Origin of the sequence: Polynucleobacter sp. Fuers-14 (genome assembly GCF_018882045.1) — a bacterium.
Taxonomy (GTDB): Bacteria; Pseudomonadota; Gammaproteobacteria; order Burkholderiales; family Burkholderiaceae; genus Polynucleobacter.
In genome coordinates, this window is record NZ_JACVPG010000005.1 from 95,318 (window position 1) to 112,672 (window position 17,355).

Below are 17,355 nucleotides of genomic sequence, written 5' to 3' on the forward strand. Positions count from 1 at the left end.
TTGATGTTCTAAAAGCTTACTAAGTTGATCAGTTAAACAATCTTGTTGCGGATAATGCCGATGCCAGTGATGTTTGTTTCCATAACATCACCTGGCTTCATAAACTCCTGAGGCGTTCTGCCTGCGCCAACCCCAGAAGGAGTGCCGGTTGCAATAATGTCGCCAGGCAGTAATGTTAAGCCACGCGATAGCTCAGCAATAATTGCTGGGATCTTGAAATACATTTGCTTATAACTAGCGTTTTGCTTTTCAACACCATTCACACGGCAAATAATGCGAGTGTCATCCAAATTGACGCCACCTGCAGTAACAACCCATGGACCCATTGGGCCGTGACCATCTAAGCTCTTGCCTTTAAACCATTGGCCGGACTGACGCTTTTGCTGAATATCACGCGCCGTAGTATCGTTGAAGGCAGAATAGCCAAAGACGTAGTCCATTGCATTCTCTTCAGAAATATTCTTACCCTTTTTACCAATCACCACTGCTAGCTCAGCCTCCCAGTCAATCATGGTGGAGATGCCAGCATCATAAGGAATGTTATCGAACGGGCCATTCATGGTTTGCGTGCCTTTAGTAAAGAGCACAGGAACCTTTGGATACTCCTTCACAGCAGTATCGGCACGATGCTTGAGGCCCTCTTCAAAATGGTCTAGGTAATTCCAGCCCACACAATAAATATTGCTTTGTGGCTTAGGAATAGGTGATAGCAAGATCACATTATTCACATTCGCCAAATTACTTCCGCGACCTTTAAATAATGTAGCCAACTCCAGCAAGCCTTTGTTGCCAGAGGCAGCCAATGAAATCATTGAAGTAGGATCAAATGAGAGCTGTACTTTTTGACGAGCCGCTTCTGCAGGGATATCAACCACCATACCGTCATTGGTAACCAAACCTAATCTTGAGGTGGCACCCATTTTAGGCAGATAGTTTGCAATTCTAAGGCCTGCTTTACCAGTCAATGGCTCCACCACAATCGGCGGCTGACCATCAGTAGCAGCAATTGCATTAGAAATAAACATACCGCTAATAGCAGCAGATGCACCCAATTTAAGCGCATCTCTCCGATTTGTATCCACAGCGTCTCCTTCAATATTTTGTTTTAAATGTCTTATCAAGACTTATTTGTTGTTTATTAAACAATCTGCTGTAAATATTAATACCAAACCTGTTTCTTAGGCGAAATATTGGAAATATCGCTATCCTCTAGGGGTGCAATCCTTGAGAATCCCTCCCCAAATTCGCCTAGCCTTCTACCTTGCGATCCTTCTCGGGCTCAGTGCCTGCGGTCGAGAGACATACACCACTTGGAGTTGTAGCTCCCCTTCCGAGTCTAAAATTACCATGGTGCTCCGAAAGGCCCAAATGGAATTTAAGGGGGCGGCACTGGATTATTGCGGCAGTTTGGGTACCCAAAGCTACTTTGATGAGAAATGCTCAGGTCAAACCACTCAATCGAAGACCATATTTTCTCCCTCCTCAGGATTGCTTTTGATCAATGGTCAAGAATTCCAGTGCACCGCCTTATAAAAAGAATAGGAATGCATTACCGATGAATCGACTCAGCCCTAAGAAATTACTCCTCACCAAATGGACCGCAGTTAAACCGATTGCCAAGCAAAAGCATTTCTTGGTGAGTAAAGTAATTCTGCCAGAACCACCAAACGAGAAAATTGAGTTCGTCGAAATTGAGGCGGTCTACTCGAAGCAAACTACGCAAATTGCATGGCGTGATCTCACCAATAGCGAGCTATGGCTACAAGGCTGGAAATAAAAAACCGCCCCAGTCATGAGGCGGTTTTTTTGTTTGGTTTAATCAGGGCTATTCATCAGCCTTCTTCTTACCACCAGATTTTTTAACCAAGTCATCGATATTCTTTTCGGCAGTCTCGGCCACTTGGTTCACAATGCGACGCCCTTCTTTAAACATATTCTGACCAGTCGTTGACATTTCATGAACTACCTTAGATAGCTTTTCAGCATGCGCTGGGATTTTATTTTCAGCGTCCTCAAGCCAAGTTACCAAAGAGCTACGAACCTTTTCAAGATGCTTCTCAGTTTCATCAGCAGCACCTTCGCCGAGATCTTTTAAAACTGCTTTTACCTTCTTTTGATATGCAGCTGCACGTTTCGCAGTTTCTTTTGCAGCATCTTCCTGCAAGTCTTTTAATTTTGCTAAATCGTTCTTAGCGGCTGACTTGGCGCTATCGAGGGCATTTTTCATACCCCACTCAATCTCCGCCATATGATGCTCACTTAATTTTTTTGCTGCCTCAAGCAAAGTATGTGAGTAATCGAATAATTCTTTTGCTTTTTCACGTTGCCATTTTTGAAGTTCTTTTGCATCCATTTGTACACTCCTATAAACAAGGGTTAATACAGCTTTGGCATTTAACTCTATACCGAAATAGAAGAACTGCCAATTCCCCGAATTTACCGCATTAAAATGACAAAATGAGTGAAAAAATATCCATTTATGAGTCCATTGGCGGCATAGACCAAATTGACGCGTTAGTAGATCGTTTTTACGATTTAATGGCCCTAGAACCCCATTTTGAGGATCTACGGTCCATGCACCCGCAAGATCTTTCCGGCTCTAGGGAAAAACTCAAGTTCTTCCTCACCGGCTGGATGGGCGGTCCTGATATCTACTCACCCAAATATGGCCACCCCATGCTAAGGGCTCGGCATCTGCCATTCAAGATTGGCTTAAAAGAACGAGATCAATGGCTTGCTTGCATGTATAAGGCCATGGAAGATTGCGGGATTGATGGCAACGTTGCCAAGCAATTAGAAGAATCCTTTTTCAATACTGCCGACTGGATGAGAAATCAACCCAACTAATGATGTGGTCATTAAATTGAAATAGGGGGTTGGTGTTATTCGCTAAACTCTCATCAATAGTTACATTAGTAAAGTAGAAAATGATCGAAAGCACGATGCAGCTCCTGAGTGATCCCAATACTTGGATTGCCTTTCTGACACTCTCTGCCCTTGAAATTATTCTCGGCATTGATAACATCATTTTTATTAGCGTTATCGCCAACAGACTCCCCTCTGAAATTCGGGAGAAGGTGCGCCGCTTTGGTCTTTTGTTTGCGCTTGTCACCCGCATTCTTTTATTGCTAAGTCTATCGTGGGTAATGGGCCTTACCAATCCCCTCTTAAGTATCTCCGACCACCTGATTAGCGGCAGAGATTTAATCTTATTGCTTGGTGGCTTCTTCCTGATCTGGAAGGCTTCTAAAGAAATTTATATTGAAGTAGAGGTGGGTGAACATGGTGATGAACAAATTGACTCTCAGGGGAAAGACCGCGCCAAGTCAATGCTCTCTTTATTTATTGGCTCTGTTTTACAAATTGGCTTGCTAGATATTATTTTTTCCCTAGATAGCGTGATAACAGCAGTAGGTATGGTGGATCAAATTAGCGTCATGATCGCAGCAGTCCTTGCTTCGGTGCTCATCATGCTGATTGCCGCTAAACCCATCGGGGATTTTGTTCAGCGCCACCCCTCTATTAAAGTGCTGGCCCTGTCATTTTTGACTGTTGTTGGTGTGGTATTGATCGCAGAAGGAATGGGCGTTCACATTCCTAAAGGCTATGTCTACGTTGCTATGGCATTTTCTTTATCTGTTGAGCTTTTAAATATCCGCTCGCGTGAAAAGAAGAAAAAACTGAAGTAAGCCCTGGTGCGATGAGAAATTTATAGGGATTGCGCACAAGCATAGCCGCTGGCCCATGCCCATTGGAAATTGTGCCCACCCAAATGACCAGTGACATCAACGCACTCACCTATAAAGAATAGCCCTTGGTGTTTGCGCGACATCATCGTTTGACCGTCCAACTCTTTTGTATCCACCCCACCCAACATGACCTCAGCTTTTTTCCAACCCAAGGTACCCGCTGGCTTTACAGACCAGTTCGTGAGCAGCTCCTTGAGAGCTTGACGATCCTTTTTAGAGACTTCGGCCCATTTTCGACCCATTAGATTGCGCTGCTCTGCAAATACTTTAGCTAAGCGCTGAGGAAGCACAGAAGCCAAAATCGTTTCGGTAAGCTTTAAGCGATTCTCTTCATTATTAAAAAGCTCATCGCAGTTAAATCCTCCAGGACGCTCAATTGCGCCAAGCCAATCGATGTGAATCGGTTCGCCCTCTTCCCAATAACTGCTAGCCTGAAGAACTGCGGGACCAGATAAGCCCTTATGGGTCAGAAGTAAGTCCTCATTGAATCTACAGGCGCCATATCGATATCCCTTAGAGCCGGAGGCGATTCTGACTGGGACAGCTAGACCAGCTAATTCACTGAGATCGCCGAAGTTATCTGCAGTAAATGAGAGCGGTACTAAAGCGGGCCTAGGATCAATCACATTCAAGCCAAACTGCTTGGCAATATCCAATGAATAGGCCGTGGCTCCGATGGCGGGAACCGGCAACCCTCCAGTTGCCATAACGACTGACTTAGATTTTTCAGTGCCAGCATTCGTTTGAATGGACCATCGATCACCTTCTTGCTCAATCGCTTGCACGGAGACTGGATGACGAACAGTCACATTCCCCTTGGCGCACTCTGCAAACAATAGATCAATGATTTGTTTGGCAGACTCATCGCAAAATAATTGACCCTGATGTTTCTCATGGTAATTAATACCATAGGATGTCACCAGCTTGATAAATTCTGTTGAGGGGTATCTAGCGAGTGCACTTTTAACAAAATGCTGATTGAGAGATAAAAAGTTAGCTGGGCTACAATGAAGATTGGTGAAATTACAACGGCCGCCACCGCTAATACGAATCTTCTCACCCAATACCTCAGCATGATCCAGTACAAGTACTTTTTTTCCTAACTGGCCAGCAACTCCTGCGCAAAATAAGCCAGCTGCTCCACCACCGATAATGATGGCATCCCAAGTTTTACTCATGCATTACTCAAAACGATCAATGATGTCAGATGAGATATTGAGCTTTCTCATATGAAGCTTGGTATAGGCTTGGCGGAAGTTCTTAGTCATGGAGATCATGACTGATGCAGTCCATGCGAAGGAAAACATTCCAGAAAAAGCGATGATCACTGCCAGCATCTTCCAGCCATCAGGAAGGATATCTTCCATAAATCCCATTGCAGTATAGGTGCTACCACTAAATAGAATACTTTGCCCCAGAGCAGGCAACAACTTGAATGCATACAAAGCAACACCCCAAATCAGTATTTCAGCGATATGGGTTAAGAATAAGCAGAAGATGCTTGCGTAAAAACAGAGAGCTACGGCAGAGTATTTCTTTTCGGCCAAATATAGAAAAGTTTTGACTTCATAGCGCTTCGAAATCTGCAGCAGCACCACTCCATGAAAAATCATAACCAATAAAAGCATGGTACCACCCAAGAGATAGCCCGGAAGATCTAGAGATGTGGCGATGCTAGTTTGCGCTGGATTCATAGTGGGATTTTACAGGCGAGTACTTGTTAACCCAATTGATACCAATCCTGAATCACCTGCCAAGCCTCCTGGGCAGTCTCTGAGAAGTGAATGGTTTGCATATCCTCTTGATCAATCACACCAAATTCCACCATGTGATCAAAGTTAATCATCTCATTCCAATATTCTTTGCCCACCAGAATCACGGGGATGGGGACGACTTTTTTGGTCTGAATCAGTGTCAACACCTCAAATAACTCGTCACAGGACCCAAATCCGCCAGGAAAGGCAACAATCGCTCTAGCACGCAACATGAAGTGCATCTTGCGCAACGCGAAGTAATGAAAGCGAAAACTTAAGCCGGGGCTGACATAAGGATTGGGGTGCTGCTCCCTAGGTAGACTGATATTAAAACCAATGGTTTTATCGCCCGCTTCAAATGCACCTCGATTAGCAGCCTCCATAATTCCGGGGCCGCCGCCTGTGCAAATATGAAGTTTATTAAAGTTATTCTCTTGAGTAGCGTTGTAATGAGCAACCAATGAGCCGAACTCTCGGGCTGACTCGTAATACTTGCTATGCAGAAGCGCTCTGTTGGCATCTGCAATCTTCTCTGGTGTCTTTGCATTTTCCTTCAGAGTTAATGCTTCAGCATGACTGATAAATCGAGTCGACCCAAATACGGTAATCGTATGTTCGATACCATGCTCCTTGAGTAGGATCTCTGGCTTTAATAACTCCAATTCAAAACGAATGCCAATCGTTTCCCTGCGCGACAAAAAAGCCTCGTCACCAAAAGCAAACTTATAAGAATCCTCGGAATCTTCTTCCGATATTTGATTCTTGTGTAGATTTAAAAACTCAGTAATCGTCTGTGAGTTATTAATGGGGAGTTTTGGACTCATATTGCAACCTTTTGACATCTATTTAGGGTCATCTTACTCTGTGAACTAAATCAGTATTAACACCTAGATTAACCAAGGATATGAGGGCTTAGGGCTTATCAGGATTTACCTAGCACTTAAGCAGAGTTAAGATTGGCTGAATCTCAACTAAATCGAAGGAAAAGCAATGAGCAACCGTTCAATTATCATCATGGTGCTAGTCTTAATTGGTGCCACCGCCTACTTACTCCTCAAAGGCGACGGCAACGTGGATATGGGCGGCGAGAAGCATGGTGCAGAAGCTGCTCATATGGAAGAAGCTAAGAAAGATGCTCCCGCCGCTGCTCCAACAGCACCTGCTGCTGCTCCAGCGGCTGACGCTAAGAAGTAATTCCTTCTTTTGCACAAAAAGCCGCGGTCCGCCGCGGTTTTTTTATCTCCATCTTTTAATGAAGCTGATATTTTCCTCACTCCTATCTCTGACGCTTTTGTGCTTATCACAACTCGCTATAAGTCAATCACCTAAGACTATGAAAACTATTGACCAATCCACCTTAACTTCTTTTGCGCCAAATGGCGTTCTGCGCGTCGGCATTAATTTAGGCAATCCGATTCTGGCCAATCAGGATTCAAACTCCAAAAGCTTATACGGAGTAACCATTGATATTGCCAATGAGATTGGGAAACATATTTCATTACCCGTCCAACTGATCCCATTCAAAACGGCGGGGGCAACAGTCGATGCAGTGAAGACCGGAGAAATTGATTTGGTATTTGTGGCGATCGACCCAGTTCGTGGCGCTGATATTAGCTATACCCCAGCCTATATACAAATTGAAGGCGCCTATATGGTGAAGGCCTCCTCTGCTTTAAAGACGAATGATGAAGTAGATGCTGCCGGCAATGAAATTGTCGTAGGCAAAGGCAGCGCTTATGATCTTTACCTTACGCGTGAGATTAAAAATGCCGCCCTATTAAGAGCCGCTAGCTCACAAGCCGTAGTGGATGACTTTATGTCTGGAACAGGCAATGTTGCAGCAGGTGTCAAACAGCAGCTAGAGAGTGATGCCAAGCGCTATGGGGGCTTACGGATGCTGCCCGGTCGTTTCATGGTGATCAATCAAGCGATTGGCATTCCGAAGGCTAGAGCCAATTATGAAAGTACAAACGCCTATTTAAGCAATGTCATCGCGGAACTCAAGCAGTCTGGGTTTGTGGCAGACGCCATGAAGCGTCACAATATCCAAGGCGCAAAAGTAGCCGACTAAATAAGATAATTGGGTTAGCACTGATAAGAATGCAAGCGCTCAGGAATTATGACCTTAGTCCAATGCAATTCATCCCTGATGCATTGAGCTAAAACTGATGATGATTCTGGTTCACCATGCACAACAAAGACAGCACTTGGTTCCTGCTTGAATCCTCTAAGCCAGTCTAGCAAACCCGCCTGATCAGCGTGAGCAGATAAACCACCAATTGTGTGAATCGAGGCCTTTACCGGAACCTCCTCACCAAATAGTCGAACCTTCTCCACCTTATCCACCAATCGCCTACCCAGACTTCCATATGCCTGAAATCCAGTGATGACAATGGCATTTTGTTCGCGCGGCAAATTACTGGCTAAGTGATAAACAATACGGCCAGCATCGCACATGCCACTCGCTGAAATAATGATTGCTCCACCTTTAATTTTATTCAAGGCCTTTGACTCTTCCACATCCGCAATAAAGCGAAGATCCACAGCTTCCGGGTTATTTTTGTACCACTCAAAAGTAGCTTGAGACTGACCATCCAATTGGGAGAAAAAGTGCTGAGTGAGATGTGTCGCTGCAGTAGCCATGGGTGAGTCAACCCAAATGCTCAAATGAGGTAGACGCCCTCTTCTTACTAAGTCGATTAAGAGAAATAAAATTTCTTGGGTGCGTCCTACTGCAAAAGCTGGCATTACTACATTGCCATGCGCGGTCATGGTTGAGGTGATAACCTCAACTAACTCATCCTCGGTATCTTGCAAGCTGCGGTGTAATCTATCTCCATAAGTAGATTCAACCACAACAATATCAGCCTCTTGAATTAAATCAGGGTCAGGCATTAAGACTTTACCCTTCATGCCGATGTCACCTGAAAATACACAACGCTTTTTCTCAAGCTCATCTTCTGCAATATCGATTACAGCGATAGCAGAACCCAAAATATGTCCAGCATTATGAAATTCCAACAGAATTCCAGGCATCAACTCTAATGACTGCCCATATTCCAAAGGCTCAAATTGAGCCAGAGTCATCTCAACTTCCTCTCTGGAATACAGGGCAACAGGCACCTCTCCACGCCACTTTCCAACCTTGATTTTTCTCTCGGCCCTCTCTACGTCTGCGCGCTGCAAATGGGCGCTATCGAGCAATAAAATTTTTAATAACTCAAAGGTGGCATTTGTACAGTAAATGGGTCCAGCAAAACCTTGTGCGCATAGACGAGGTAATAAACCGCTGTGGTCAATATGCGCGTGCGTTAGCACCACGAAATCAAGATCTTTTGGTGAAAATGGTAAGGGCTCAAGATTCTTATTTGTTGCCTCGCGTCCACCCTGAAACATGCCATAGTCAACCATGAAACGCCTTGGCATGCCAGATAACATGACCTCAACCAAATGGCGAGAGCCTGTTACCTCACCTGCCGCACCAAGAAATTGGATCTTCATATACTCAGCATACTCTTTCCTGTAATTTGCTCAAGACCTCTTAAATCAGAGCGATACTATTAATATGACCATCAAACCAGACACCCTTGACGCTCTTAAATTGGTTAAATTTCTTGAGCGCGAGGCTTCAGAACATAAAGGCAATGCAGGCAAAGTTGTTTTAATAGGTGGCGCACCAGGAATGGCGGGCGCTCTGATTTTGGCGGGTAATGCTTGCTTACATCTAGGCGCAGGCTGGACTATCTTAGAAATCTTAGATCCTGCTTCAGCACACGCAGATTTCGATCACCCCGAGCTCATGATTCGTCTTGCGACAGACGATATTCGTCAAACACTGAATACCGCTCAGCCCGATGTTATTGCTGTTGGCCCAGGCCTTGGCAAATCTCCTTTAGCAATTCAATGCCTAGGTGCAACACTTTCATACTCCAACATTCCACTAGTAATTGATGCTGATGCTCTCAACTTAATCAGTGAATCTACTGAGCTACTCGAGAAGCTACAAGTTCGTAATCAAGCACTTCCAGGGTTGACTGTTCTCACCCCTCACCCCGGCGAAGCGGCAAAGCTTTTAATGACCACCACAGAAAAAGTGCAATCAGATCGTGTGGACGCCATTCAAAAGTTAGTTGAATTAACCCAATCGATCGTGGTTCTTAAAGGGCAGCACACTCTGATTGCCTCATCCCAACATTCTCCAGTTCAATGCCTTGCCGGTAATGCCGGTATGGGCACTGGAGGCATGGGAGATATTCTGACGGGAAGCATTGCCGCTATCGCCGCTCAAGGTATACGCCATCAACTAGATCTATGGCAAGCCACTGGGATTGCAGTTGAGTTGCACGCCAGCGCGGCAGATAGTCTAGTGAGTAAAGGGATTGGTCCTATAGGTCTAACGCCCTCTGAGACTATTTTAGAAATGCGAGCGCTACTCAATAAGCTGTTATAAATCGTTATGCATTCAGTAAGCGCAGCACATCACCACCGACGCTACCTCTATGGCATTTTGATAGCCGGAGTAGGCTCTATGCTATTTTCCGGCAAAGCTATTTTGGTTAAGCTCGCCTTTGGTTACGGTGCAAATGCGGAGACCCTCCTAGCCTTACGCATGCTCATGGCGCTCCCCTTGTTCTGGGGGATCTTTTGGTGGGAGTCGCGCCGCAAGGCGATGAGCCCCATCACCTGGCTTGATCGCTCCAAATTATTTTTCCTCGGATTTTTAGGTTACTTTTTATCTAGCTACATTGATTTCTTGGGACTTCAATACATCTCGGTTGGCCTGGAGAGAATTGTTCTCTACCTCACGCCAACCATTGTTTTATTAATCTCTTATTTTGTTTTAAAGAAACCGGTCTCTAAACTACAGTGGCTCTCTCTCATCGTTGGCTACATTGGCGTTTTCATTGTCTTTATTCAAGATACTAGCTCCACTGGCATTGGCGCTTGGTTAGGCATGGCTCTCGTATTCGGTAGTGCCTGCTCCTATGCAGCCTACATGATTGGCGCTGGAGAAATGGTGAAGCGTATTGGTAGCGTGCGCTTAGTGGTCTATGCCAGTTCAGCCTCGGCATTTTTGAGCATAGCGCAATCAACCATCCATAATCCAATGGCCATATTTGAACAGCCTCTACCCATTTATTGGTTTAGCCTTCTGAATGCCAGCTTATGCACGGTCATTCCAATGCTGCTGATTATGATTGCCATCAACCGCATCGGATCTCCATTAGTAGCTCAAGCCGGAATACTTGGCCCTGTCTCCACTATCTTCATGGGATATCTCATTCTTGCGGAGCCAATCACTTGGACGCAAATTAGCGGCATGACTTTGGTGATGGCTGCAATGTGGTTGTTAGTACGCAATGATGCGCAAAGAAAAAAGTCACCAGACCCCAAAAGATCTGATGACTTCGATGGTGCAGAGCCCCTCAACTAAGAGGGGCTCATTTAAGTGTATTACTGAGCTGCGGCGTCAGCTGCTGCTTTAGCCTTCTTTTTAGATTTCTTTTTTGCTTTTTTCTCAGCCTTCTTTTCTTTCTTTGCTTTTTTCTTTGCTTTTTTCTCAGCTGACTTCTCGGCCGGAGTGGCGGCAGGTGCAGCTACTGGAGCGGCAGCAGGTGCGGCCACTGGTGCAGGTGCAGGAGCTGGATCAGCAGCCATCACAGAGATGGGGGCAATGCCGATAGCAGCAGAAATAAGGGTTGCCAGGCTCAAGCGCGCGATACGAGAAATCATGTAATTCTCCAAGATAGTTTGTGGATAATTTAATAATACTCAAAAATTTGAGAGAAATGCTTCATTTTTAAAAGGTTGCTGATGAGTAATTTTCCAAACGACATTTTTACCGAACCCCAAGGCTACTCCGTCAATACCCTAGAACAGCTTGGGCCCTTGACTGGCATGGCTGGCATCTGGGAAGGAGTTCGTGGCTTAGACGTAAAGCCCAAAGCAGAAGGACCTAAGAAGCAAGCTTATGTTGAGAGAATTGAGCTTCAGCCTATTGACCCCCAAACCAATGGCCCCCAGCTTTTTTATGGCTTGAGATACCACACCCACATCACTAAACCCGATCAAGTAAAGACCTATCATGACCAAGTAGGGTATTGGTTATGGGAGCCCGCAACTGGCAACATCATTCATACACTGAGTATTCCTCGAGGCATGATTACGATGGCCTCTGGTAATGCTGCTGCAAATGCAAGGCAATTTGAACTGCATGCAAAGGAAGATGATCGCTGCGCAGGCATCTCATCCAATCCATTTTTGGATTACGCCTTCAGAACGATTGAGTTTCGCATTCAGATTTCAATTCACGATGATGGTACTTGGTCTTATGAACAAGACACCGTGATGAAGATTAAAGATCAAGCAGAGTTATTTCACCACGTTGATAACAATACACTGCATAAGATTGGTGAAGCCACTCCTAATCCATTAGCTAGATAAGCAACTGATCAAATTAATTTGTCAGATGTAATAAAGGCCATCATCTGATGGCCTTTATTGCTTAATGCTGAACTACATTACTTGATTACGCAGGCTGCGCTTCAGTCTCAGTAATTTTTTCTAATGCAGTAGCAAGATGTTCAACTGTGCGATCAACATTCGCCAACTTCTCTAAACCAAACAATCCAAGACGGAAGGTGCGGAAATCTGCACGCTCGTCACACTGCAAGGGAACGCCTGCAGCTGTTTGCATACCCAGAGCAATAAACTTCTTGCCAGATTGAATATCAGGGTCCTTGGTGTAGCTTACGACCACGCCAGAGGCCTGAAAGCCCTTGGCGGCTACAGAGCTATAGCCCTGAGAGACCAATATATTACGAACTTTTGTGCCCAACTCTATTTGCTTGTCCTTCAATGCAGCGAAGCCAAGCGACTGAGTCTCCTTCATTACATTGCGCAGAATCTTTAAGGCATCAGTAGGCATGGTGGTGTGATACACATGACCACCCTTTTCATATGCTTCCATAATCTGCAGCCACTTTTTGAGATCCATAGAAAAGCTGCTGCTTTGGGTTGCGTCAATGCGCTCACGTGCACGGTCGCCTAGAGCGATCAATGCGCAGCATGGGGAACTACTCCAACCTTTTTGAGGTGCAGTAATTAACACATCGACATTACAAGCTTCCATATCAACCCACATTGCGCCAGAAGCAATGCAATCCAACACAAATAAACCATTTACAGAGCGCACTGCTTCACCGACTGCTTTTAGGTAATCATCTGGAAGAATAATGCCGGCAGAAGTTTCTACGTGCGGCGCAAATACCACCGCTGGTTTTTCTTTCTTGATGAAGGCAACTACTTCTTCGATTGGAGCTGGTGCAAATACGCCCTGTGTTGAATCTTCTAACTGATGACCTTTGATAACCGTCACGTCTTTAGTTATGTTGGCCAAATCAAAGATTTGCGTCCAGCGATAGCTAAACCAGCCATTGCGTAAGACTAAGCATTTTTCATTGTTGGCGAATTGGCGAGCTACCGCCTCCATCCCAAAAGTTCCGCTACCGGGCACGATGACTGCAGAGCTAGCGTTATAAGCATCTTTAAGGACACTCGAAATATCAACCATCACGCGCTTGAACTCTTCAGACATGTGATTTAAGGAGCGGTCGGTATAAACAACCGAGAATTCCAATAATCCATCTGGATCAACATTGGGGAGTAAGCCTGGCATAGTAATTTCCTAGGGATTTCAGTGATTAGCCCTAAATGATACCGATTTAAGGCTTTCTTGTGGTCTAGACCCCAAAACCCTGCTTAAAAGGGCGTTTTTGCCAGTTTTGGCAGTTTTACCCTCCTCTTTTCGAGGAGATAACAATACCCGCCACAATCAGACCAAAGGCGAGCCCATGAAATAGTTGGGGAGGCTCACCCAGCATGGCAGCCGATAAAAGCGCAGTAAATAAGGGTATGAAATTAGCAAAAAAAGCGGCAACCGTAGGTCCCGCTCCATTCACGCCCAGACCCCAGAAGCGATAAGCAATTAAGGAGGGGCCAATTGCTACAAAGACAATTAAAGAGGCGGTCCACCAATTGAGATGCAGAAAAGCATGCCCAGCTGCAATTTCAAAACCATCAAAAAATCCCGTCCACAACAGACCCACTGTTACTTGCGCCATTAAAAATTCAGCCCATGGCCATTGGCGTTCTGTGCTGGTGCCTGGACGACTTAACATCCAACTATAAAAGGCCCACAAGATAGTGGCTAACATTATTAAAAGATCGCCTACTACCATTTGCATAGACAGTAAGGCCGACAGGTCTCCACGAGTAAGCACAATGCCAACACCGAGCAAGCTCACTACTGCGCCAATCATCTGCAAGATGCCGGGCTTTACTTGATAAAACACAGCGCCAATGAATAGCATCCAGATGGGCATGCTAGCGCCGATCAAGGTGACGTTAATAGCGGTAGATGTTTGAAGGGCGAGATATAACAGTACGTTATAGCTACCTACCCCGAATAAACCCAAGAGGAGGAAACGTTTCTTGTTTTGCCATAAAGCACTTCCCGGCATCAGTACACGCCAACCCAAAGGAAGTAACAGTAAGGCAGCCAATCCCCAGCGGACTGCGCTTAAGGTAATTGGGGAGATGCTTCCAACCAATACTCGCCCAGCGATTGCATTACCTGCCCATAAAGCGGTAGCTGTGAGCAAGTAGGCAATGGTGGCGAAATTCAGTTGGTACATACAGAGGGGCTTAATGGGGAAGTAGTTATTTGAGGTCTCCAAGCAAGGGATACCCTAGCATTGTAGAAACAAATCCCCGGTATTGCTAAGATAGAGCTTAAATTAAGCTTTTGCTTCTACAAAATAGCATCAAAAAGAAGGATACATTGTGGCAATCATTACCAATATAGAAGACTTGCGGGTCCTCCATCAAAAGCGCACCCCTAAGATGTTCTACGACTATGCAGACTCGGGATCGTGGACTGAGTCAACATACCGTGCCAATGAATCCGATTTTCAAAAGATTAAATTGCGTCAGCGTGTAGCGGTCAATATGACTAACCGCACCACCAAGACAACCATGATTGGCCAAGAGGTTGCAATGCCAGTGGCGCTGGCACCTACAGGTCTTACTGGCATGCAACATGCCGATGGTGAAATTTTGGCAGCCAAGGCTGCTGAAAAGTTTGGTGTGCCATTTTGCTTATCTACTATGAGTATTTGCTCAATTGAAGATGTGGCGGAGCACACTACAAAACCATTTTGGTTCCAACTTTACGTCATGAAAGATCGCGGCTTTATTGAGCGCTTAATTGAGCGCGCTAAAGCAGCCAAATGTTCCGCACTAGTTCTGACTCTGGATTTGCAAATCCTAGGTCAGCGTCATAAAGATCTTAAGAATGGCCTCTCCGCCCCTCCTAAGCTGACGATTGCCAATATGATCAATATGGCGACTAAGCCACGCTGGTGCTTGGGTATGGCTATGACGCCACGCAGAACCTTTCGCAATATTGTTGGTCACGCTACTGGTGTCGGCAATATGTCTTCACTGTCTTCTTGGACTGCAGAGCAATTTGATCCGGGCCTCAATTGGGGTGATGTGGAATGGATTAAAAAACTCTGGGGTGGAAAGCTCATTATCAAAGGTATCTTAGATGAAGGTGATGCGCGCTTGGCAGCAAACTCGGGCGCCGATGCTTTAATTGTCTCCAACCATGGCGGCCGTCAATTAGATGGCGCGATTTCTAGCATTCAGGCTTTACCTGGAATTGTGGATGCTGTTGGCAAAGATATTGAAGTATGGATGGATGGCGGCATTCGCTCAGGTCAAGATGTTTTAAAAGCATGGGCTTTGGGTGCGCGCGGCACGATGATTGGTCGCCCTTTCCTATATGGCTTAGGCGCCATGGGTGAGGCTGGTGTCACCAAGTGTTTAGAGTTAATTCACAATGAGTTGGATATCACTATGGCATTCACAGGTCATCGCGATATTCAGAATGTGACTAAAGATATTTTGTATCCAGGAACCTTTTAAATTTTTCCCATCCTCAACCACCCTCTTGCTGTCTTTGGCGTCTCACTTACAGTATTTGCCTTCTCTGTTTGGTTTGGATATGCCGCACTGAGTCGCTACCGTACAAAAGATACTGAGACATCTGCAGATCTTGGCATTATTCAGACCGCCACCTTAACCTTGCTAGCCTTAATTATTGGCTTTACCTTCTCAATGGCTATCAATCGCCATGATCAGCGAGAGCTCTTTGAGGAAGGCGAGGCAAATGCCATTGGTACCGAATTCTTAAGAGCTGATCTGCTGCTCCCAAAGGCTGCAGCGGCTACCAAGGACCTCTTACTTCAATATACAGATCAACGCATTCTGTTTTACTCAAAACAGAGCCCCGAAAAGATTGAAGAGATTCGTAGTAAAACAGATCAATTGCAAACTGCCCTCTGGAATGAGATTCTTCCAACCGTTCGCACGCAACACACTGCTTCTATTGCATTGGTTGCTGCTGGTATGAATGATGTTTTGAATTCTCAAGGCTATGTACAAGCAGCTTGGTGGAATCGCATCCCCCTTACGGCCTGGGCGCTGATGTCAGCAATCGCTATTTGCGCCAATCTATTGGTTGGGTTTGGCGCGCGGAATTTTGAGAAGAATATCGGCCTATTCATGATCTTCCCTTTTGTTATCGCGGTATCTTTCTTTTTGATTGCCGATATTGATAGTCCAAGGGGTGGAGTCATTCGGATTGAAGCTAGAAACTTAGTGGCACTAAAAAATAACCTAAGCCAACAGATGAAAATTGCCAGTCCATCTATCGGCAATCAATAAGCTTCACCTTAAAGGCGGCCCAGATGAAACGAGTAGTCGATGTTTTTAAAAACCGGGGGCGCGAACTGGTGTGGACCTATGTCATCCATCTTCAGAATGACGAGGAATTTCATCCTGGACAGCTAGATTTTGAAGTTGAGGCTCTTAGGCTCTCCCAAATAGACAAGCGTGGCTTAGTAAATGAGCTCAGCGCCAAGGTTAGGCTTAATAACTAAACCTGAATTTCCGCCTTAAAGGGTAAAGTCCCTGGCATTAATAATGTGAATGAGATTCATTATCATTTGTGATGAATTCACTTAACATCTATATGCAATGCCGAAAATCAAATACCACCCCGCCTCTATCTTCTTTCATTGGCTTGTTTTCTTCCTAGTTGTCGCTGCTTTTGCAGTGATTGAGCTCAAAGGACAGTTTCCCAAAGGCAGCGAGCCTCGTGAGCTGTGCAAATCAATTCATGGCGTTATTGGACAGCTCATTTTTATAGCTATGGCTCTTCGCCTCATCATCCGTTTGACTTATGGTGTTCCCGAGCCCACAAACCCAAAGACTTTGTTCATCTCATTAGCCAAGGTCATGCATTGGCTGCTGTATGCCCTGCTCTTGATATCGCCTATTTTTGGCATCCTGTATTTTCAGTATGGCGGCAAAGAAATCTACTTTTTTGGCCTGGTGTGGCCTCAACTAGTCACTCCTAATCCAGAGATGAAAAAAGTAGTTGAAGGCATCCATGAATTCCTAGGAAACTCGCTCTACTTTTTGATTGGCATTCATGCTTTAGCAGGCTTGTGGCAACATTACGTCGTAAAGGACGATACACTTCGTCGTATGTTGAATAAAGTTGATGCTTAAAATGAAACCTCTCTCTAAAAAAGCCAAGATGGCAATAGGCTGGACAGTCCTAATGACGGTGGTGGGCACCGCAATGCTGCATCAATGGCAATTTTTTGCTATGGGTTGCGCATCTATTGCCTTTTTACTCGCAGCAAACCAATACGGTCTTCTTAAAGACCCTGAAGACAAAAAATAATCCCGCTTTATTAAGAGCGGGATTTATTAGCAAC

At 45.2% G+C, this 17,355-nt stretch carries 22 protein-coding genes; 13 read left to right on the forward strand and 9 right to left on the reverse strand.

Going from position 1 to position 17,355, the window contains the following annotated elements; all coding sequences use genetic code 11:
• Positions 1-32 precede the first annotated feature (32 nt).
• A complete protein-coding gene (locus ICN40_RS03385; RefSeq protein WP_072582939.1) occupies positions 33-1,082 on the reverse strand; it encodes a fumarylacetoacetate hydrolase family protein in 1,050 nt (349 codons plus the stop codon).
• A 473-nt stretch (positions 1,083-1,555) separates the two neighbouring features.
• Between ICN40_RS03385 and ICN40_RS03390 the strand changes: the two genes are divergently transcribed.
• Entirely contained in the window at positions 1,556-1,777 is a 222-nt protein-coding gene (locus ICN40_RS03390; RefSeq protein ID WP_072582941.1) for a TIGR02450 family Trp-rich protein, read from the forward strand.
• Between the two features lie 48 nt (positions 1,778-1,825).
• Here the strand turns inward: ICN40_RS03390 and ICN40_RS03395 are convergent, their stop codons facing one another.
• A complete protein-coding gene (locus tag ICN40_RS03395; protein WP_216242183.1) occupies positions 1,826-2,353 on the reverse strand; it encodes a hypothetical protein in 528 nt (175 codons plus the stop codon).
• 104 nt (positions 2,354-2,457) lie between these two features.
• Here ICN40_RS03395 and ICN40_RS03400 point away from each other — a divergent pair, with 104 nt between their 5' ends.
• Both ICN40_RS03400 and ICN40_RS03405 read left to right on the forward strand, forming a co-directional pair.
• The gene (locus tag ICN40_RS03400; RefSeq protein WP_215321780.1) at positions 2,458-2,847 is read left to right on the forward strand and encodes a group II truncated hemoglobin; all 390 of its coding nucleotides are present in this window, start codon (positions 2,458-2,460) and stop codon (positions 2,845-2,847) included.
• Between the two features lie 80 nt (positions 2,848-2,927).
• Positions 2,928-3,689, forward strand: a complete 762-nt coding sequence (locus ICN40_RS03405) for a TerC family protein (RefSeq protein ID WP_216157124.1) — start codon at positions 2,928-2,930, stop codon at positions 3,687-3,689.
• A 20-nt stretch (positions 3,690-3,709) separates the two neighbouring features.
• Here the strand turns inward: ICN40_RS03405 and ICN40_RS03410 are convergent, their stop codons facing one another.
• The 3 genes from ICN40_RS03410 to ICN40_RS03420 are packed head-to-tail and all read right to left on the reverse strand — an operon-like array spanning position 3,710 to position 6,327.
• Positions 3,710-4,927 carry an aminoacetone oxidase family FAD-binding enzyme gene (locus ICN40_RS03410; RefSeq protein WP_216242185.1) on the reverse strand — a complete coding sequence of 406 codons (1,218 nt, stop codon included), beginning with the start codon at positions 4,925-4,927 and terminating at the stop codon, positions 3,710-3,712.
• Positions 4,928-4,930: 3 nt separating this feature from the next.
• Complete coding sequence (locus ICN40_RS03415; RefSeq protein WP_216191177.1) at positions 4,931-5,443, reverse strand: hypothetical protein; 513 nt, start codon at positions 5,441-5,443, stop codon at positions 4,931-4,933.
• A gap of 26 nt (positions 5,444-5,469) precedes the next feature.
• Positions 5,470-6,327 carry an LOG family protein gene (locus ICN40_RS03420; protein WP_216157133.1) on the reverse strand — a complete coding sequence of 286 codons (858 nt, stop codon included), beginning with the start codon at positions 6,325-6,327 and terminating at the stop codon, positions 5,470-5,472.
• A gap of 166 nt (positions 6,328-6,493) precedes the next feature.
• On the opposite strand from ICN40_RS03420, the gene ICN40_RS03425 reads away from it, so the two are divergent.
• Entirely contained in the window at positions 6,494-6,697 is a 204-nt protein-coding gene (locus tag ICN40_RS03425; RefSeq protein ID WP_072582947.1) for a hypothetical protein, read from the forward strand.
• 139 nt (positions 6,698-6,836) lie between these two features.
• Positions 6,837-7,574 (forward strand): ABC transporter substrate-binding protein, encoded by a 738-nt coding sequence (locus ICN40_RS03430; protein ID WP_215321775.1) that lies wholly within the window; start codon positions 6,837-6,839, stop codon positions 7,572-7,574.
• A 14-nt stretch (positions 7,575-7,588) separates the two neighbouring features.
• On the opposite strand, the gene ICN40_RS03435 is transcribed toward ICN40_RS03430, so the two are convergent.
• Entirely contained in the window at positions 7,589-9,004 is a 1,416-nt protein-coding gene (locus ICN40_RS03435; protein ID WP_216242188.1) for an MBL fold metallo-hydrolase RNA specificity domain-containing protein, read from the reverse strand.
• A 64-nt stretch (positions 9,005-9,068) separates the two neighbouring features.
• Here ICN40_RS03435 and ICN40_RS03440 point away from each other — a divergent pair, with 64 nt between their 5' ends.
• Together ICN40_RS03440 and ICN40_RS03445 are read left to right on the forward strand one after the other, a co-directional pair.
• Positions 9,069-9,953: an NAD(P)H-hydrate dehydratase gene (locus tag ICN40_RS03440; RefSeq protein ID WP_216191173.1), complete on the forward strand. Its 885-nt coding sequence runs from the start codon at positions 9,069-9,071 to the stop codon at positions 9,951-9,953.
• A gap of 6 nt (positions 9,954-9,959) precedes the next feature.
• Positions 9,960-10,937, forward strand: coding sequence for a DMT family transporter (locus tag ICN40_RS03445; RefSeq protein WP_216242189.1), 978 nt, complete (start codon positions 9,960-9,962; stop codon positions 10,935-10,937).
• A gap of 20 nt (positions 10,938-10,957) precedes the next feature.
• Here the strand turns inward: ICN40_RS03445 and ICN40_RS03450 are convergent, their stop codons facing one another.
• Positions 10,958-11,236, reverse strand: a complete 279-nt coding sequence (locus ICN40_RS03450; RefSeq protein WP_216242191.1) for a protein tyrosine phosphatase — start codon at positions 11,234-11,236, stop codon at positions 10,958-10,960.
• A gap of 81 nt (positions 11,237-11,317) precedes the next feature.
• Here ICN40_RS03450 and ICN40_RS03455 point away from each other — a divergent pair, with 81 nt between their 5' ends.
• The gene (locus ICN40_RS03455) at positions 11,318-11,947 is read left to right on the forward strand and encodes an FABP family protein (protein WP_216242193.1); all 630 of its coding nucleotides are present in this window, start codon (positions 11,318-11,320) and stop codon (positions 11,945-11,947) included.
• Between the two features lie 85 nt (positions 11,948-12,032).
• On the opposite strand, the gene ICN40_RS03460 is transcribed toward ICN40_RS03455, so the two are convergent.
• The gene (locus tag ICN40_RS03460; protein WP_216242195.1) at positions 12,033-13,181 is read right to left on the reverse strand and encodes an aminotransferase class V-fold PLP-dependent enzyme; all 1,149 of its coding nucleotides are present in this window, start codon (positions 13,179-13,181) and stop codon (positions 12,033-12,035) included.
• 115 nt (positions 13,182-13,296) lie between these two features.
• Positions 13,297-14,199: a DMT family transporter gene (locus ICN40_RS03465; protein WP_072582954.1), complete on the reverse strand. Its 903-nt coding sequence runs from the start codon at positions 14,197-14,199 to the stop codon at positions 13,297-13,299.
• 148 nt (positions 14,200-14,347) lie between these two features.
• Here ICN40_RS03465 and ICN40_RS03470 point away from each other — a divergent pair, with 148 nt between their 5' ends.
• From ICN40_RS03470 to ICN40_RS03490, 5 genes are all read left to right on the forward strand, one after another.
• Positions 14,348-15,493, forward strand: coding sequence for an alpha-hydroxy acid oxidase (locus ICN40_RS03470; protein WP_072582955.1), 1,146 nt, complete (start codon positions 14,348-14,350; stop codon positions 15,491-15,493).
• A 192-nt stretch (positions 15,494-15,685) separates the two neighbouring features.
• The gene (locus tag ICN40_RS03475; RefSeq protein ID WP_237767746.1) at positions 15,686-16,294 is read left to right on the forward strand and encodes a hypothetical protein; all 609 of its coding nucleotides are present in this window, start codon (positions 15,686-15,688) and stop codon (positions 16,292-16,294) included.
• A gap of 23 nt (positions 16,295-16,317) precedes the next feature.
• Positions 16,318-16,509, forward strand: a complete 192-nt coding sequence (locus tag ICN40_RS03480) for a hypothetical protein (RefSeq protein ID WP_072582957.1) — start codon at positions 16,318-16,320, stop codon at positions 16,507-16,509.
• Positions 16,510-16,606: 97 nt separating this feature from the next.
• Positions 16,607-17,143: a cytochrome b gene (locus ICN40_RS03485; protein WP_216242197.1), complete on the forward strand. Its 537-nt coding sequence runs from the start codon at positions 16,607-16,609 to the stop codon at positions 17,141-17,143.
• A 1-nt stretch (position 17,144) separates the two neighbouring features.
• The gene (locus tag ICN40_RS03490) at positions 17,145-17,321 is read left to right on the forward strand and encodes a hypothetical protein (RefSeq protein WP_216191165.1); all 177 of its coding nucleotides are present in this window, start codon (positions 17,145-17,147) and stop codon (positions 17,319-17,321) included.
• Positions 17,322-17,355: the final 34 nt, after the last annotated feature.

Coding starts and splice junctions, on each gene's coding strand:
- ICN40_RS03425 (WP_072582947.1), top strand. CDS start 6,494: ATGAGCAACCGTTCAATTATCATCATGGTGCTAGTCTTAATTGGTGCC.
- ICN40_RS03405 (WP_216157124.1), top strand. CDS start 2,928: ATGATCGAAAGCACGATGCAGCTCCTGAGTGATCCCAATACTTGGATT.
- ICN40_RS03460 (WP_216242195.1), bottom strand. CDS start 13,181: ATGCCAGGCTTACTCCCCAATGTTGATCCAGATGGATTATTGGAATTC.
- ICN40_RS03490 (WP_216191165.1), top strand. CDS start 17,145: ATGAAACCTCTCTCTAAAAAAGCCAAGATGGCAATAGGCTGGACAGTC.
- ICN40_RS03475 (WP_237767746.1), top strand. CDS start 15,686: ATGGCTATCAATCGCCATGATCAGCGAGAGCTCTTTGAGGAAGGCGAG.
- ICN40_RS03415 (WP_216191177.1), bottom strand. CDS start 5,443: ATGAATCCAGCGCAAACTAGCATCGCCACATCTCTAGATCTTCCGGGC.
- ICN40_RS03455 (WP_216242193.1), top strand. CDS start 11,318: ATGAGTAATTTTCCAAACGACATTTTTACCGAACCCCAAGGCTACTCC.
- ICN40_RS03465 (WP_072582954.1), bottom strand. CDS start 14,199: ATGTACCAACTGAATTTCGCCACCATTGCCTACTTGCTCACAGCTACC.
- ICN40_RS03440 (WP_216191173.1), top strand. CDS start 9,069: ATGACCATCAAACCAGACACCCTTGACGCTCTTAAATTGGTTAAATTT.
- ICN40_RS03430 (WP_215321775.1), top strand. CDS start 6,837: ATGAAAACTATTGACCAATCCACCTTAACTTCTTTTGCGCCAAATGGC.
- ICN40_RS03480 (WP_072582957.1), top strand. CDS start 16,318: ATGAAACGAGTAGTCGATGTTTTTAAAAACCGGGGGCGCGAACTGGTG.
- ICN40_RS03445 (WP_216242189.1), top strand. CDS start 9,960: ATGCATTCAGTAAGCGCAGCACATCACCACCGACGCTACCTCTATGGC.
- ICN40_RS03435 (WP_216242188.1), bottom strand. CDS start 9,004: ATGAAGATCCAATTTCTTGGTGCGGCAGGTGAGGTAACAGGCTCTCGC.
- ICN40_RS03410 (WP_216242185.1), bottom strand. CDS start 4,927: ATGAGTAAAACTTGGGATGCCATCATTATCGGTGGTGGAGCAGCTGGC.
- ICN40_RS03420 (WP_216157133.1), bottom strand. CDS start 6,327: ATGAGTCCAAAACTCCCCATTAATAACTCACAGACGATTACTGAGTTT.
- ICN40_RS03390 (WP_072582941.1), top strand. CDS start 1,556: ATGAATCGACTCAGCCCTAAGAAATTACTCCTCACCAAATGGACCGCA.
- ICN40_RS03400 (WP_215321780.1), top strand. CDS start 2,458: ATGAGTGAAAAAATATCCATTTATGAGTCCATTGGCGGCATAGACCAA.
- ICN40_RS03395 (WP_216242183.1), bottom strand. CDS start 2,353: ATGGATGCAAAAGAACTTCAAAAATGGCAACGTGAAAAAGCAAAAGAA.
- ICN40_RS03485 (WP_216242197.1), top strand. CDS start 16,607: ATGCCGAAAATCAAATACCACCCCGCCTCTATCTTCTTTCATTGGCTT.
- ICN40_RS03450 (WP_216242191.1), bottom strand. CDS start 11,236: ATGATTTCTCGTATCGCGCGCTTGAGCCTGGCAACCCTTATTTCTGCT.